Source organism: Aureimonas fodinaquatilis (genome assembly GCF_008369445.1).
GTDB classification, from domain to species: Bacteria; Pseudomonadota; Alphaproteobacteria; order Rhizobiales; family Rhizobiaceae; genus Aureimonas; species Aureimonas fodinaquatilis.
In genome coordinates, this window is sequence record NZ_VTWH01000004.1 from 104036 (window position 1) to 121814 (window position 17779).

Genomic DNA, 17779 nt, shown 5'->3' on the forward strand with positions numbered 1-17779 from the left:
ATCGACTGAACACCGCTTTACGCTGAAAGCGTCAGACCCGTTCAGGCAAAAACCACCAGAAGATCTTTGGCATCAATCTGGTCACCGGCCCGCACATTGACGCTTTGCACCACGCCGTCACGCTCTGCGTGCAAGGCGGTTTCCATTTTCATTGCTTCAATGGAAAGCAGAACGTCTCCGGCTTTGACCGTCTGCCCGACCGACACCGCAAGCGTGGAAACCACACCCGGCATTGGCGCACCGACATGGTTGGGATTGTCTCCTTCAGCTTTGGCGCGCAAAACAGCCATATCAGCTCGGGAGCGATCTGGAACCTTGATACGCCGCGGCTGACCGTTCAGTTCAAAAAACACGGTGCGCATTCCCTTGTCGTCGGTTTCGCTAATTCCAAGACAGCGAATGACAAGGGTCTTGCCGCGCTCCAGATCCACCAGAACTTCGTCTTCCTGTTCTACCCCGTAAAAATAGTTCAGCGTTGGCAGGCCGGAAACCGGACCATAGCGGTCGGCAGCCAGCATAAAATCCGTGAACACCTTGGGATACATCAGATAGGACGCGAAGGACTGGTCATCGATTGCCGTACCAAGCTTTTCCTCAATTGCCTTGCGCTCGGCCTCAAGGTCGGCAGGCGGTATCAATTCTCCCGGGCGCACGGTAATCGGCTCGCCGCCTTTCAGCGCTTTTTTCTGCAGGGCCGCTGGCCAGCCAGAGGGCGGCTGGCCAAGGTCGCCACGCAGCATCTGCACAACCGAATCCGGGAAGGCTATTTCGCGCGCCGGATCTTCCACATCGGCCACGGTCAGTTCCTGACTCACCATCATCAGCGCCATATCGCCAACCACTTTCGATGAAGGGGTTACTTTGACGATATCGCCAAACATACGGTTCACATCGGCATAGGTCTGGGCCACCTGGTGCCAGCGCGTATCCAGCCCAAGGGATCGGGCCTGCTCTTTCAGGTTGGTGAACTGGCCACCGGGCATTTCATGCAAATAAACCTCGGATGCAGGGCCTTTCAGATCGCTTTCAAAAGCCGCGTACTGGTTGCGCACAGCCTCCCAGTAAAATGAAATGCGGCGGATGGCATCAGAGGAAAGACCGGGATCTCGCTCCGTTCCGGCCAGCGATTCCACGATAGAACCAAGGCAGGGCTGCGAAGTATTGCCCGAAATTGCATCCATGGCAGCATCAATTGCATCCACACCGCTTTCCACCGCAGCCAGCACCGTTGCCGCTCCTATGCCGGATGTGTCGTGGGTGTGGAAATGCACCGGCAGGCCCACCTCTTCTTTCAGCGCCTTGAACAGGGCTCTGGCGGCAGCAGGCTTCAGCAATCCGGCCATGTCCTTGACGCCGAGAATATGCACTCCGGCGGCCTCGAGTTCCTTGGCCAGTTTGACATAGTATTTCAGATCATATGTTGGGCGGCTGGAGTTGAAAATGTCCGATGTGTAGCAGATTGCGCCCTCGCACAATTTGCCGGACTCCAGCACGGCATCCAGCGAAACGCGCATGTTTTCAACCCAGTTCAGGCAGTCGAAAACGCGGAACAGGTCAATGCCGCCACGCGCGGCCTGCGCAACGAAATATTTGACAACATTGTCGGGATAGTTGGTGTAACCCACCCCGTTGGAGCCGCGCAGCAACATTTGCAGCAGAATGTTGGGCGCTCCGGCGCGCACCTGGGCCAGCCTCTCCCACGGGTCCTCGGTCAGGAAGCGCATGGAAACGTCAAAGGTTGCCCCGCCCCAGCATTCCAGGCTGAAAAGCTGCGGCAAGCCGCGGGCATAGGCATCTGCTGCGGCGGCAATGTCATAAGTGCGCATGCGCGTTGCCAGCAAAGACTGGTGGCCGTCACGCATTGTGGTGTCGGTTACCAGCACCTGCTTTTGTGCCAGCATCCAGTCGGCAAAACCGCGTGCGCCCAGTTCGTCCAGCTTCTGGCGGGTTCCGGGCACAATTTCATTGCGGAAAAGTGGCGCTTGCGGGGTGCGGAAATCCGGCGAGGGCTTCACGCGATTGCGGGTTTCCGGATGGCCATTCACTGTGACATCGGCCAGATAGGTCAACAGTTTTGTGGCGCGGTCGCGGCGGCGCACCTGCGCAAACAGCTCGGGTGTGTTGTCAATGAACCGGGTTGTGTAGCTGCAATCCCTGAATTGCGGATGGCTGATAATTGCTTCCAGAAAGGTCAGATTGGTTGCCACGCCGCGAATGCGGAATTCGCGCAAGGCACGATCCATGCGGGCAATCGCCTCTTCAGGAGAAGGCGCCCACGCGGTGACTTTCTCCAGAAGTGGATCGTAAAATCTTGTGATCACCGCACCGGAATAGGCGGTGCCACCATCCAGCCTTATGCCAAAGCCGGTTGCACCACGATATGCAGTTATGCGGCCATAGTCCGGTATGAAGCTCTGTTCCGGGTCTTCAGTCGTGATCCGGCACTGAAGGGCATGGCCGTTGAGGCGAATATCCTCCTGCCGCGGCACCCCGGATTCCGGTGTGCCGATGGCATGGCCGTTCAGGATGTGAATCTGCGCTTTGACAATATCAATGCCCGTAACCTCTTCGGTTACTGTGTGCTCCACCTGAATGCGCGGGTTCACTTCAATGAAATAGAACGAACCGCTATCGACATCCATCAGGAACTCGACCGTGCCGGCGCCGATATAATCGGTCGCCTCCGCAATCTTGCGGGCATATAATGCAAGTTCCCGGCGCTGAGCGTCCGACAAATAAGGCGCTGGCGCGCGCTCTACCACTTTCTGGTTGCGCCGTTGGATCGAGCAGTCGCGTTCATACAGGTCCACCACGGTGCCATGCGTATCGCCCAGCACCTGTACTTCCACGTGGCGGGCGCGTTCTATCAGTTTTTCAAGATAGACCTCGTCCTTGCCAAAAGCGGCGCGAGCTTCGCGCTTTCCTTCAGTAACCTCGCGGGCAAGCTGTGATTCATCGCGGATCACCCGCATGCCGCGTCCGCCGCCACCCCAGGAAGCTTTCAGCATCAGCGGATAGCCAATCGAGGCGGCAAGCTCTTTCACCGCCTCCATGTCTTCGCTCAGCGGTTCGGTTGCGGGGATAACGGGCACGCCAACTTCAATAGCCAGGTTTCGCGCGGCCACCTTATTGCCAAGGCGGCGCATCGTATCCGGCTTGGGGCCGATAAAAATCAGCCCCGCCGCGGCGCAGGCGTCAGCAAATTCCGGACTTTCAGACAACAGCCCGTAGCCGGGGTGAATGGCATCCGCGCCCGACAGCAGCGCCACGCGAACAACTTCATCAATTGAAAGATAGCTTTCAATTGGCCCCATATCACGAGAGAGGTGCGGCCCCCGACCAATCTGGTAGGATTCGTCCGCCTTGAAGCGGTGCAAAGCATACTTATCTTCCTCCGCCCAGATGGCCACGGTTTTCAAACCCAGCTCGTTGGCGGCGCGAAAGACCCGGATGGCAATTTCAGAGCGGTTGGCAACAAGAATCTTTGTTATGGGCATGCGGTTTTATCCCTCCCTTGCGCATTCTTGTGATGCTGGAGCAAGTTGTGCTGTGCGCAGATTGGAACCGCTTTAGCCCATTTTGCAAGTGCGAACTGAAAAAACGAACGTTCAGTTTGCATCATCGCAAAGCAACAGACGCATCGGAATTTTCCCTGTAAATGCAGGCACTTCCGCCCCTGCTTCACTAAGCCCGCCCCCCGTCACCAGAGCGTCATAAATTTTTTTGCGGCGCATCATTTCCGGCAGTTTTACGAAGGTTTTGCAGGTCTTCTGCAGCCACGGTTCTTCATGTCCACCGAGCAGATCATAGGTCAGGCGCGGGGCAATAGTGATGGCAAAACGGCCCTGATTGTCGTGGCGGGCAAAGGCAACAAAATTCTCCGCATTTTCACCGGTCACCTCCAAAGGCCTATAGCTCCCGTAGGTGAAGAGTTCCGGCGTGGCGGCACGCGCGGCCATCATGCGTCGAAGCAACCATGCTTTAACGGCACCGCTGCGCCAATCATCCGGCACGGAGTCACTCGCGGCTGCCATACGATGCGCATAGTCCACCTGACGTCGATTGTCCGGATCCACCAGGCTGTTGTCGAAAAATTCGGTGCCCTGGTAAATATCCGGAACGCCGGGCGCCGTCATGCGGATGAGGCTCTGCGACAGGCTGGTCAGTGCCCCGGCGGCAACGAAAGGCTGTGCCTTTTGCCAGAACCGACCCATGAATGTCGCATCGTTCAGCGCCCGCCCGGCAAAATCCTGCAGCGCCTGCTCATATTCGGCGTCAGGCGCTGTCCAACTGGTAAATTCCTTTGCCTCCCTCGCCGCCTTTTCCAGAAACACGCCTATCCGGGACAGAATTTGCGCCCGCTCTTCCCGGCTGGCGGGGTCAAAATCCGCCGGCAGCACTCCCAACAACGACTGATAGAAGGCCCATTCCATCGCGCCGTCAGGAAAACTGTGGCCAGAACGGTTGTCACCCCTTAGGTCGCGTGCGCATTCTTCAACGATGCCGGCCCATTTTTCCGGTGCCTCGCTCAATGCGTACAGGCGCGCCCTGGCGTCTTCGCCGCGTTTGGTATCATGGGTGGAAAGTGCCATCAGGCCAAGCGGCTGATCTTCAAGCCGGATTCGCATGTCCTCATGGAAGGCTTGTGCTCCTCCGCCGTAATGTCCCGGCTCACCACCAACCTCATTCAAGGCCAGAAGCCGGTTCCAGCGGTAAAACACTGTGTCTTCCACCGCCTTGGCCATAATGGCGCCCGTGGTCTGCTGGAACCGCCGGGTGAAATTCAGCGCTCCGGCAACATCCTTGCCGTCCTCAAAATCCAGTTTCAGCAACCGGCCGATGAAGGCCACCGGCTCGTCCGCTTCTATTTTTCGCGCGGCCTGAACCTGCGTCACCGCTGCGTCAATCAGCCTGCGGTCCTCATCCGGCACCCCGGCAATACCGGAATAGGTGCGATAGACCGGCAGGGCAGTTGCCATTTCCAATATGGCGCGTGACAGCGTGTCGGCCCCGAAATCGCGGGTGGACAAGCCGCGCTGCGCAACAGCCAACGCCTCATCACCTAGAACGGCCATTTCTCCGGCCAGATTGTGGCTGAAAATATAGCGCTTCTGCTTGTCTATCAGCGCATGCAAATCTTCCGGACCACCGGTAAAGTCATCATAGGCAGCGCTCATTGCCGCTTCTTTGCTGCCATCGACATACAGACCGGCCAGAGCGGTTATGAATTCGTAACCCGTTGTCCCTTCCACCTGCCAGTCTTTGCGCAAACGCTCTGGCCCGGTCAGGATTTTTTCAACGTGAAGCGTTGCTTTGGGGGCTCCCGCTGCAACAAGTCCCTGACGCAGTTCTGCCAGATAGGCTTTTGGGTCGGCCACGCCATCCACATGGTCAATGCGCAAACCATCCAGGCGGCCGCTGCGGGCCAGTGAAAACACCAGCCGGTGGCTATCGCGGAAAACCCGGCGTATCTCCTGTCGAACACCAATCAGATCGGCAATCTCGAAAAACCGGCGGTACGAAAGCTTTTCGCGAGCCAGCCGCCACCACGCCAGCCGCCAGTTCTGCGCCTCATGCAGATTGTGAAGGGCAGCCTTATCCGCATTCAAGGCAGCGATCGCCTGATGCAGCGCATCGACAAACTGGGGATCACGCATAAAATCGGCGAGTTGTTCGGCCAGGTCGGCGACGTCTGCCGGCGTAGCGCCCGCATACAGCCGCACCATCTGGTCCTTGTCTGCGTGTTGCATCAAGCCGAAAATATCCGGCAGAGTTCGCGGGTCTAGAGGCAGCGTGTAATCCGAGGCAGAAAACCGGATGTCTTGCCGCTCGTCATCCAGAACGATGCTCAGATCACCGGCCTCCAAAGCATCGCCATAAGGCTGTGCCAGAACTGGAATGAGGATCTTCTGTGCATTGGCAGAAATATCGAATGCTTCGGCGTGGCGGCTGTCTGCTCCCCAGCGCAGAACATCCTCCCACCAGGCATTGGCAGCGGATACGCCCATGTGATTGGGCACAAAATCCAGAATCAGCCCAAGCCCCGCCTCAATCAGCGCATCGCTGAAGCGCAGAAACCCGTCATCACCGCCCAGCTCCGGATCAAAGCGGTTGTAATCCACCACATCATAACCATGAGTGGAGCCTGGCGTGGCCGCAAACAGCGGCGAGGCATAGACATGACTGACGCCAAGTGCCTTGAGGTAAGGCACGATTGCTACTGCCTCATCAAAGCCGAACCCTTCACGGAACTGCAATCGATAGGTGGCGCTCAAAGCTCTGGTCACAGGGGTCGTTCCTCACGCATTGCAGCGGCTATCGCGGTGAATTCCGGATTTCTCTCTAACTCGTCCACCGGCACGCGGTTGCGAATGCGCCAGTTTGGATAGGCATCTGTGGTGCCGGGCAGATTGGCTTGCCGCTGCTCCAGAACCAGATCGTCCAGTTGTACGGCCACAAGGCAGGACGCCGTGCGTGCCATAAAGCGATGCACAGCAATTGCCAGATCCGGCGGCAGTTGCTCCGGCAGGCCGCTGCCATCATTCAAAGGGGCGTGCAGTGCTTCCGGCAGCAAGCCCTCAACCCGCAGGGCGTGCAGCAAAGCGCGGCGGTCATTGTCCCGCTCGGCCCAGTCACGCTTTGTGGCCTCTTCATCCTGACGGCCGGTGTCAAACCGAAGCTCAACGTCCCGGCCCTGCCACCAGCCAGCCAGTGTTGCCAGATCATGAGTGGAAATGCAGGCCAGCGAGGCAGTCGGGTAATGGTCCGGCGGGAAAAACCCTTCCCACATGCGCTTTTCAAAATACAAAACACGATAGGACAGGATGTTCACATCCGCCATGACCTCACGAAACCCGTCAGGCACGGTGCCAAGGTCTTCGCCAATCACCATGCAGCCATGCGTCTGCGATGCGCGGGCAACAGCATCCACCATGTCTCCCAGCGGGTAGCGCACATAGCCACCATCGGCAGCGAAATAGCCCTCCGCCACCCACCACAACCGTGAAAGGCCCATGACGTGATCTATGCGAACCGCACCAGCATGGCGCATCAATGCATTGCACATCTGTTCAAGCGGCTGAAATTGCCGAGCTGCCAGCGCTTCGGGCGACAGCGGAGCAAGACCCCAGTCCTGTCCCAAAGTGTTGAACATATCGGGTGGGGAGCCGACGCGAGCGGTCGGCACAGTCACCTCCGGGTCAGCCCATGTTTCTGCCCCATCGGGTGATACGCCTACGGCAATGTCGAGATAAAGGCCGATTGGCATGCCTGCCGCCAAAGCCCGCTGCTGTGCCGCCTTCAATTGCGCATCAGCCACAAATTGCAGCCAGCAGTGAAACTGCACCGCGTTTGCGTGGTCCTGAGCAAAGGTTGCAACCACCGCGCTGCGCGAGTGTTGCAACGGCTCGGGCCAGCCGTGCCACCCTGCGGAACCACCAGCGGCGACGGAGTAGGCCGAAATTGCCTCAAAAAGTGCAAAATCGGCCAGCGCGTCGCCGCCTGCATCATAGAAGGCGTCATATGCCGGGCCTTGCGGATTTGTCTGATCAAAGATTGTCTGCAGAACTTGCAGTTTCGCGCGCCCGGTTCTGGTGTAATCGATCAATTCACTGTCCAGATCGTCCAGCGCGGCCGGGTCGTCCGCGCGAAGCTTGCGCAGTGCCTCTTCCCAACCGGGCAATTGATCGATGGCAATATACATCGGGTTCAAAAAGCGGCGGGTAGAGGGTGAATACGGGCTGTAATGGCCGGGATTGGCAAAAAACAAGGCGTGCAATGGGCTGACACCCAGAAACCCCGCACCCGCGTGCGCAGCAATCTCAGCCAGCCTGGCAAGATCCTCGAAGTCTCCGACGCCAATGCTGCGGGCAGATCGCAGCGCGTAAATCTGGCAGGAAATGCCCCAGTATCTTTTCGCTTCCGGGGCAATGCAGCTCACCTCTGGCACCTGGCGAAGGCGTGAACTTTCACCCCATTCCGGCGCATCCCCGTTCACCCCCATGGCCTTGAGCAAAGATCGCATGGCCATTTCGCCCAGCACCCGCTCTTCCCCCGTTTCCGAACGATAGCGCGTTTGAATGCCGTGGCTGACTGCAAGTGCCTCAAGATCAGAGTTCATTCCGGCAGCCCCTCGGTCAAATCATGCTTGCTGAGTATGAAAGCAACACTGTAGCCCTGCACAAGGCCCAGTTGTAGATTGTCAATCGTTTCGCGATGGCTGCCATAGACCGGGGTGGAATCGGCAACCAGATGCGCCTGAAACTCTTGTCCGATTTCCCAGTCATCGTCTGAAAGATTGGCAAAGCAATGGTAGAAGACGTCCTTGCTCAATTGCCAGGAAACAACAAAGGATCTGCCCTGAACCAGTGCGGCACCGCAGTTTCCTGGCGCTTCGGCAAGCAGGTCAAACAGAAATTCGCGCCGCGCTGCCAGAAGTTCCTGCGTAACCTGCATGCGTCGGCGATTGACAGCACGGTCCAGCAACGACCAGTCAAGCCGCGAAGCCAGAAATGTTGTTTCGGAATTGGGGTCGGGAAAAACATCCTGAGCCCGAGGGTCCTCAAAGGCTTTGAAATATTTGAATTCGGCCTTGCGACCGCGTGAAACTGCAGCACCCAGTTCACCATCCAGATTGGTGAAGTAGCAGAACGGATTGCACTCGCCAAATTCATCACCTTGAAACATCAAAGGAATTTGCGGCGAAAGCAGCAAAATGGCTTGCAGGCAATCATAGGCGCGAGCCGATGCAAGATCGCGCAATCTTTCACCGAAAGCCCGATTGCCGATCTGGTCATGGTTCTGCAAAAAATTGACAAAGGCTGTCGGCGGCAGGTGTTCGGAAGTTTCGCCGACCAGGCGTCCGCGATGCTGCGAATGCTCGCCTTGATACACAAAGCCGCTGGCCAGCGCTTTTGCCAGTTGCTCAACACCCACAGGATCATAGTCCTGATAGTAGCCCTCCTGCTCATAAGTGGTCAGCACATGGGCAGCATGGTGAAAATCATCGTTCCACTCGCCGCTGACCAGAGGAATAGGTGCCTGGCCCTTTCGCTCGATAAAGCGCGTGATATTGCGGGCATCCTCGGATGTCAGATGCACATGCCGGTCGGTTATGGTGGCGCGAACCCGGGCTGCCAGTTCCTCCACCAAAGGCAGTTCGCTGGCGTCGATGATGGAATCGATGGCATCCAGCCGCAGGCCATCCAGCCTGAATTCCTCCAGCCAGTATAGCGCATTATCGATCATGAAATTGCGCACCGGCTGCTCATCATAGGCAATGGCCGGCCCCCATGGGGTGTGCACTTCTTCGTGGAAAAAGTCCGGCAAATAAGTGGGAATGTAGTTTCCGTCGGGGCCAAAGTGATTGTACACGACGTCCAGAAACACCGTAAGGCCGCGCTCATGCGCTGCATCCACCAACCGCTTCAAACCATCATAACCACCATAAATGCCGTGCGGACAATACAGCAGCACGCCATCATAACCCCAGCCACGATGTCCACCAAACTCTGCCACCGGCATCAGCTCGATGGCGGTTATGCCGCAATCCCGCAGATGATCGAGATGGCTTATCGCAGCATCAAATGTGCCTTCCCGGGTGAAGGTGCCGACATGCATTTCATAGAACACGCATTCATGCCAAGGACGCCCGCGCCAGTCCGTTTTTCGCCATTCATAGGCATGTGGGTCAACCAGTCTGGAGCGGCCATGCACGTCAAACATCTGACGGCGAGATGCCGGGTCCGGCACTGTTCTGCCGCCATTCACGGAAAAGCCATAGGCTCCACCCAAAGGCACAGAATCGGTCGTCAGACGCCACCAGCCGGCATCATCACGCGTCATCGGCAGGCGCAGAGCGTCTTCGATCTCGCCTGCCATCAGTTCTACCTGTTCGGCATGTGGCGCCCAAAGCCTGAACTGCGCGCCGCCATCAACGACTTCCGGTCCCCAACTGGTCGGAAAACTGAAACGGTTTTGCATGAAATCCTGCCTAATTTGCGATTTGATTCTGGTTACCGACACGGCCGTGGACGAGGTCATGGATAAAACCCAGCTTGCCGATCACAACGGGCGACAGCACAAATGGATAGAGATCCTGCAAACCCATTGAACGATTGAAGGTGTTGAGCGCCGCAGAAAGCGCCAGCCACGCTTCCAGAATCTGATCGATCGTTGTGCTTTCTGCGAACACGTTGAAATTCAGTTCCGTGGTTAAAAGCTTTTCCCGGTCCAGATGAGGTGAAAGCGTCATTCCCCACGCGCCGCCCGTTTCCAGCGTGTCGACGATGTGAAGATAATGCGCGAAACTTTCGGCAAAATCTTCCCACGGGTGTGCACCGGCATAGGATGAAACAAAATGGTCCTGCCAATCCATGTCAGGCCCATTGGCATAGTGGTTCTGCAACGCCTCGCCATAGTCCAGTGTGTCGTCACCAAACACCGCCCGGCACTGTGACAACAGGTCCTTGTCCCGCACCAGCCTGTCCCAGTACCAATGGCCGATTTCATGGCGGAAATGGCCCAGCAGTGTTCGATAGGGCTCACCCATTGCCGCACGGCGGCTCTCGCGCTCAGCATCATCAGCCTCGGCCAGCGCAATAGTGATGAGGCCGCTGTTATGGCCAGTCATCACAGGCTCATCCTCCACCATGTCATCCTGCAGAAAGTCAAAAGCCAGCCCCTCCGGCCCATCGGACCAGGCGTAAAGCGGCAGTCGCAAACGCAACAGCGTGTAGATCAGACGCTGTTTGGCAAATTCAAGCTTTTGCCACGGTGCCATATTTTCCGGCACCGAAAGGTTTGGCACGATGCGGTTGAACTTTGAGGCAAGCGAAAGGATTTCCGGGCTTTGAGCAGGAATGAGCCAATTGCACACGCCATAGCGATAGTTATCGCAATATTTCCAATGATCAGGAGCAGTGTACCGCCCGACTGATACGAAATATTCGCCGTCCGGCTCAAGTGCCAGAATGCGGTTTGACTGCGGTTCATAACCCAGTGCGTGGCCGCAACGCTCGCAGACTACGTTCTGGAAATACACAACCTGATTGCAGGATGGACAGGAAAAAAGCTTCATTCACCGGAACTCCAATTCCGCAAAACCGTATTCGCTGCATTGCAAATGCTTGTGACGCTGAATTGTTCAGTTATGTTTGCAGAAGATTTTTCTCCGATCTGAAGGTGGTTGTCGCGCCTATGTCCATTCTTGCCGCTCTCCACCATGTTACGCATTACAAATACGACAGGCCGGTGTCGCTTGGGCCCCAAACCATCAAGCTGCGCCCGGCCCCGCACTCACGCACACGGGTCAGCGCCTACAGTCTGAAGATTCTGCCGGAAAACCATTTCATCAACTGGCAGCAGGATCCGTTTGGAAATTATGTTGCCCGGCTGGTTTTTCCGGAAAAAACAACAGAATTTCGGGTGGAAGTGGATCTTCTGGCCGATATGACGGTGTACAATCCGTTTGATTTTTTCACCGAAGCCTATGCGGAAAAATGGCCCTTTGCCTACGATGCAACGCTGGCGGACGAGCTTGCCCCGTATCTGGCGGCGGAACCAGCGGGGCCATTGTTCCAGGCGCTGGTGGATGAGACCGACAGAGCGCCCGTTCCGATTATCGATTTTCTGGTGAACACCAACCGCAGGATTGAACAACGGGTCGACTACCTCATCCGAATGCAGCCGGGAGTGCAGACGCCGGAAGAAACCTTGCAGGCTGGTTCCGGTTCATGCCGCGATTCTTCCTGGCTGCTGGTGCAGTTGATGCGACATCTGGGCCTGGCGGCTCGCTTCGTGTCGGGCTATCTCATTCAGCTTAAGCCGGACAAGGTGGCTCTGGATGGCCCGGCTGGCACAGACCATGATTTCACCGACCTGCATGCCTGGGCAGAAGTCTACATACCGGGCGCTGGCTGGATCGGGCTGGACCCGACATCGGGTCTGTTGACAGGCGAAAGCCATGTGCCTTTGGCGGCAACGCCGCATTTCAGTTCGGCCGCTCCGATCAGCGGCGGCGTCGATTTTGCCAATGTCGAATTCGAGTTCGACATGCGCGTTTCGCGCGTGGCTGAGCGCCCTCGCGTATCCATGCCATTTTCACAGGAAAGCTGGGAAGAACTGGACCGGCTGGGCGATGCGGTTGACCGGGAGTTAAAGGCGCAGGATGTGCGCCTGACCATGGGCGGCGAGCCAACCTTCGTGTCGATTGACGATTTCCAGTCAGCAGAATGGAATGCCGAGGCTACCGGTCCGCAGAAGCAGGCGCTGGCGGAAGAGCTGATATTGAAGCTGCAGAAGCGGTTTGCCCCTCAGGGCTTCCTGCATTTCGGACAGGGCAAGTGGTATCCCGGTGAAACATTGCCACGCTGGACCTATTCGCTCTACTGGCGCAAGGACGGCAGGCCGATCTGGCGCAATGCCGCTCTGATTGCCCGCACGGAAGACCAGGCAAAGCCTGAAATTGCGCAGGCTGAAGCGCTGATAACAACCATTGCCGCCGGACTGGGAGTGGACCCCGGCAATGCGGTACCCGCATATGAAGACCCGGCCTATTGGCTGGTGCAGGAGGCGCGACTGCCGGAAAATGTCAGCCCGCAGGACTCCCGGCTGGACGACAAGGAGGCGCGCGCCCGCATGGCGCGGGTGTTCGACAAGGGGCTTGGGCAACCATCGGGCATGGTCCTTCCGGTTCAGGCCTGGCAAGGGGCCGATATTGCCGGCGGACGGCGCTGGATGTCCGAGCGTTGGCAGACACGGCGTGAAAAGCTGTTTCTCGCACCCGGCGACAGTGCCGTGGGTTATCGCCTTCCTCTCACCTCATTGTCGCACATCCCGGCCGGGCAGTTTCCCTATGTTCACCCGGCGGATCCGATGCAGGATTTTGCGGACCTGCCGGAACCGGCAGCACCGGCGCAACGGCAAAAGCAGTTCACTGCCGAAAATCCGCAGGTCTGGACAGCGCCGGATTTTGCAGATGATGAAGTGTCCGGCGTTGTGCGTACCGCCTTGTCCATCGAACCACGAGATGGGGTTCTGTGCGTTTTCATGCCGCCCGTCAGCAGCATGGAGGACTATCTGGATTTGCTGGCAGCGGTGGAAAACGCATCCGAAAAGCTTGACCTGCCGGTGCGGATTGAAGGTTATGCGCCCCCCTTTGACCCACGCATCAACGTTATTCGCGTTGCACCCGATCCCGGCGTCATCGAGGTCAATGTTCACCCGGCATCCAGTTGGCGCGAGGCTGTGGATATCACCACCGGTGTTTATGAAGAAGCACGGCAGACGCGGCTGGGAACAGACAAGTTTCTGATTGATGGCAAACATGCCGGAACGGGCGGCGGCAACCATGTTGTCGTTGGCGGAGCAACGCCGCATGACAGCCCGTTTCTCCGCCGGCCAGACCTTTTAAAATCGCTGGTCCTTTACTGGCAGCGGCACCCCTCTCTCTCATACCTGTTTTCCGGCCTGTTCATCGGCCCGACCAGCCAGGCCCCCCGCATGGATGAGGCGCGGCATGACAGCCTTTATGAGCTGGAAATAGCCATGTCCCAGGTGCCACAACCGGGCACTGGCCCCGCCCCGGCACCATGGCTGGTGGACAGGCTGTTCCGCAATCTGCTGGTGGATGTCACGGGCAATACCCATCGGGCGGAAATCTGCATCGACAAGCTTTATTCGCCAGATGGCCCCACCGGGCGGCTTGGGCTGGTGGAGTTTCGCGGTTTTGAAATGCCGCCAGACCCGCAAATGTCGCTGGCACAGCAATTGCTGATCCGCGCTTTGATCTCCTGGTTCTGGAAACAGCCGCAGGAAGGCAAATTTGCCCGCTGGGGCACGACATTGCATGACCGCTTCATGCTGCCCGCTTTTGTCTGGGAAGATTTCCTGTCAGTGCTGAGCGACCTTCAACAGGCAGGTTACCCGCTGAGGCCCGAGTGGTTTGAGGCACAGGCAGAATTCCGCTTTCCATTCTGCGGCCGGGTTGAGGCCGACGGAGTGGCGCTGGAACTGCGGCAGGCGCTTGAGCCATGGCATGTCATGGGCGAAACCGGAGCGATTGGCGGCACAGTCAGGTTCGTCGATTCATCGGTCGAGCGGCTGCAGGTCAAACTTTCCGGCCATGATGCGACCCGCCATGCAGTGGCATGCAACGGCAGGCTGGTGCCGCTGACACAGACCCGGGTTGCTGGCGAGTCTGTGGCGGGGGTGCGCTTCAAGGCATGGCAACCGGCCAGCGGCATGCATCCAACCATTCCTGCACACGCGCCGCTGCGTTTCGACATTTATGACCTGTGGTCCCGTCGCTCGGTTGGCGGCTGCACCTATCATGTCGCGCATCCGGGCGGGCGCAATTACGACAGTTTTCCGGTCAATGCCTATGAAGCTGAGGCGCGGCGGCTGTCGCGTTTCGAAAATATTGGCCATACGCCGGGCCATTTTGCACCAAGCCGCGACCTGCCGGATCCGGAATTTCCGCTGACGCTGGATTTGCGGCGTCCAGCTTGGCTGGGCGGTTGAGATGAATGGCTTGTCGTCTGCGGTGTCACCGGCGGAAATGCTGCGGCATTACCGTCCGGATGGCCATGATGAAATGCTGGCGGCCAATGGTGATCTGAAGCCGCATTACCGGCGGCTGTTCGACCAGCTTTCGGCAATGCAGGCCGGTGAACTGCCAGGCCGGGTTGCCAGTGCCGCACAATATTTGCAGGAAGCCGGGGTTTACTACCGGGATGTCGCCGCCAATGGTGAAGCCGTGGCTGCCGAACACAGCTGGCCGCTGGCATTTCCGCCTTTGATTCTCGACCCGGCAGAATGGACGAAGCTTGAAACCGGCCTGTTGCAACGGGCAACTTTCCTGGAGCGACTGCTGGCGGACGTCTATTCCCGCCGCCAGCTCGTGCAGCAGGGCGTTATTCCCGGCAGGATGATTGCCGGCAATAAAGAATTCATGCACCCGCTGGCAGAACAGGGAACTGGCAAAAATCCGCTTCTGTCCTTCATTGCCATTGACCTTGGCCGCATGACCGATGGACGCTGGCACGTGCTGTCAGACCGCACACAGGCTCCATCGGGTGCAGGCTTTGCGCTGGAAAACCGGGTGGCCAGCGGCAAGGCATTTCCAGAGCTTGTGCATGGCGGCTATGTGCAGCGGCTGGCCGAGTTTTTCATCGGCTTTCGCGATGAGCTGCAGCGTGTAAATCAGGCCATGGGTGGGGAAAGCATTGGCGTTCTGACACCGGGGCCAATGAGCGAAACCTATTTCGAGCACTCCTATCTGGCGCGCTACCTAGCCTTTCAACTGGTGGAAGGCGGCGACCTGTTTGTTCAAAACGACGCCCTTCATGTGCGCACGGTGGAAGGCGCACGACCGATCTGCGTGTTGTGGCGCAGGCTGGACGCGGACTATGCAGACCCGCTTGAGCTATATTCCGGCTCGCGCATTGGAACGCCGGGCCTGCTGCGGGCCGTTCGGTCTGGCAGAGTGCACTTTGCCAACGCGCTGGGTGCAGGCATTCTTGAAACGCCGGAACTGCGGGCGTTTCAGCCAGCAATGGCCCGGGCTCTTCTGGGCGAAGAGCTTCAACTTCCGGTGCGCCATGTCCGAATGGAAGCAGACGGAACAGAGGCGGCGCAGGAGGTTCAACTTTCCACCGCACCAATTTTTGCCGATGGGCGGCTGGAGCCGCACCCCGTTACTTTGCGGGTGTTTCTGGCTCGGCACGCCGATGGATGGCGGGTCATGCCGGGCGGATTTGCCCGGATTGCCGGGGGTCGCGGTCTGGAAGCGGCGGCCATTCGGGCGGGCGGGCATTCCGTTGATGTGTGGATACCGGCGCAGACTGTACAGCCGCCAATCAGCCTGCTGGCCCCGGTCCGTGATTTCAAGCGCCTGTTGTCCGGTGCCCTGCCCTCACGCGCGGCTGACAATCTGTTCTGGCTTGGGCGCTATACCGAGCGGATGGAGCAGGCTACCCGGTTGATTCGCCTGCTGCACAGCCGCGCCGCTGATGGCACTGCCGGGGCACTGGAAAGCGAGCTTCAAACGGTTCTTGCATCTTACGGGATGCAACCGCAAATGCCCGTGCCGGGGCTGCATCAGCTGGCACAGGCCGCCTATGACACAGCCTCCCGCATACGGGAACGGTTTTCGCCTGATGGCTGGCGGGTTCTCAGCGAAATTCTGTCGCTGCTGGATAAGGCATCGCCGGAAACGGATGCAGAAGATGCAGCCAGACTTGCCAGCCGGATTCTGACCCGGCTGGCGGGCTTTATCGGGCTGGTGGACGAAAACATGTACCGGCTGAATGGCTGGAAGTTTTTGCAGTGCGGGCGGCGGATAGAGCGAGGGATCACGTCTGCCCGAACACTGGCCACCCTGGCAGGGCCGGACTTCAGTTCCGGCGCGCTGGATGCAATTCTGGAGCTGGCGGACAGCCGGCTGACCTATCGTCGCCGTTACTCGGTCGAATTATCGCCACTGGCCGTGCTGGATCTGGCGGTACTGGACCCATTGAACCCACGCTCGATCATGGCAGCGGTGCAGGAACTGGCAGACATCGTGGAACTGCTGCCCGGTGTGCATGCCGGCGAAACCTTGTCACAGCCCTCGCGGCGCATTGCGCGGCTGGCGGTGCGGCTGCGCACCGCAGATGCCAGAGAGGTTGACCCGGCATTTCTGCAACGCATTGCAGGCGACCTTGCTGATCTTTCAGAGCTTCTGACCGAACGCTATTTCACGGCCACCAGCATGGGCAAGGCCGCGCAGGGGCGAATGGTTGAATGATGCGCTACGATATCCGCCTTGCGATCGATTATGATTACATCTTTGCTGTCAAAGACGCCCGGCATATTCTGCGTGTGGCCCCTCGTCAGGACAGGGGGCAGATGCTTCACAGCTTTGCCCTCAAACTCCAGCCGCATCCCACTGAACACGCGGTTGAAACATGCTTTTTCGACAACCGCACAGAGCATCTGATGCTGCTGGGTGCGCATTCACAATTGTCGGTGGAAATGCTGGCACGGCTGACGGTCGATCGTTCTGTGCCGGACCTGAGCGACACGCCTGACCCGCTGGTCCTGGCCCGGACCGTACTTGATGTTCGGGAGACCGATGGCAACAGCCCTCTTCACTTCTTATCCGCCAGCCGCATGGTTGCTCCGTTTGAAAAGGCGGGCAAGTTTGTGCGTGACTGCGGGGAAAGTGGCACCACAGGTGATCTGGCGCTGGCGGTTGCACAACATATCCAGCGTGACTTTGCCTATGAGCCGGGTTTCAGCACCATTCATACCTGCGTAGCTGAAACGCTGAGTACAAAACGCGGTGTATGTCAGGACTTTGCGCACCTGATGATTGCCGGTCTGCGGGAAGTTGGTATTCCGGCGGCCTATGTGTCCGGGTTCCTGCGCACGGACCCGCCGCCCGGCGCGGCGCGTATCGAGGGGGTGGACGCCATGCATGCCTGGGTAGAGGTGTGGCTTGGGCCACAGTTCGGCTGGGTTGGTTTCGACCCGACAAATGGCTGTCCGGCGGGCAATGGTCACATTGTGGTGGCCATTGGCCGTGACTATGCGGATGTTGCGCCGGTGGATGGTGTTCTCACCACCACAGGACCGCAAATCGCACGGCATGGTGTGGATGTTGTACCAGAAAACGAGCCTCAGGCAGCATGGCAGATGCAGCTTTGATGAGTTCTCGACGCGTCATTCTCCAAAAATGCTCTAAAGGTTTGCTGGTTTAAGCCGAAAAGCAGTTTCAGTTTATTGCGCGATTGAATAT

General features: G+C 58.3%; 8 protein-coding genes. 3 read left to right on the plus strand and 5 right to left on the minus strand.

The genetic code is table 11. The features are described 5' to 3' along the window. Positions 1-41: 41 nt before the first annotated feature. From pyc to FPY71_RS15420, 5 genes are all read right to left on the minus strand, one after another. Positions 42-3497 carry a pyruvate carboxylase gene (gene pyc / locus FPY71_RS15400; protein WP_149301215.1) on the minus strand — a complete coding sequence of 1152 codons (3456 nt, stop codon included), beginning with the start codon at positions 3495-3497 and terminating at the stop codon, positions 42-44. A 111-nt stretch (positions 3498-3608) separates the two neighbouring features. Then, entirely contained in the window at positions 3609-6287 is a 2679-nt protein-coding gene (treY, locus tag FPY71_RS15405; protein ID WP_149301216.1) for a malto-oligosyltrehalose synthase, read from the minus strand. Next, on the minus strand, positions 6284-8119 hold the full coding sequence (malQ, locus tag FPY71_RS15410; RefSeq protein WP_149301217.1) for a 4-alpha-glucanotransferase: 1836 nt from the start codon (positions 8117-8119) through the stop codon (positions 6284-6286). Before malQ ends, treY begins: the two co-directional genes overlap by 4 nt. Continuing rightward, positions 8116-9981 (minus strand): malto-oligosyltrehalose trehalohydrolase, encoded by a 1866-nt coding sequence (gene treZ, locus FPY71_RS15415; protein ID WP_149301218.1) that lies wholly within the window; start codon positions 9979-9981, stop codon positions 8116-8118. Before treZ ends, malQ begins: the two co-directional genes overlap by 4 nt. A gap of 10 nt (positions 9982-9991) precedes the next feature. Continuing rightward, positions 9992-11077, minus strand: coding sequence for a zinc-binding metallopeptidase family protein (locus tag FPY71_RS15420; RefSeq protein WP_149301219.1), 1086 nt, complete (start codon positions 11075-11077; stop codon positions 9992-9994). Positions 11078-11196: 119 nt separating this feature from the next. On the opposite strand from FPY71_RS15420, the gene FPY71_RS15425 reads away from it, so the two are divergent. From FPY71_RS15425 to FPY71_RS15435, 3 genes are read left to right on the plus strand one after another with little or no spacing between them, the layout of a single operon-like run. After that, positions 11197-14520, plus strand: coding sequence for a transglutaminase family protein (locus FPY71_RS15425; protein WP_149301220.1), 3324 nt, complete (start codon positions 11197-11199; stop codon positions 14518-14520). 1 nt (position 14521) lies between these two features. Beyond that, entirely contained in the window at positions 14522-16786 is a 2265-nt protein-coding gene (locus FPY71_RS15430) for a circularly permuted type 2 ATP-grasp protein (protein WP_246160606.1), read from the plus strand. Continuing rightward, positions 16783-17688 (plus strand): transglutaminase family protein, encoded by a 906-nt coding sequence (locus tag FPY71_RS15435; protein WP_246160607.1) that lies wholly within the window; start codon positions 16783-16785, stop codon positions 17686-17688. Before FPY71_RS15430 ends, FPY71_RS15435 begins: the two co-directional genes overlap by 4 nt. The last annotated feature ends 91 nt before the right edge of the window (positions 17689-17779 follow it).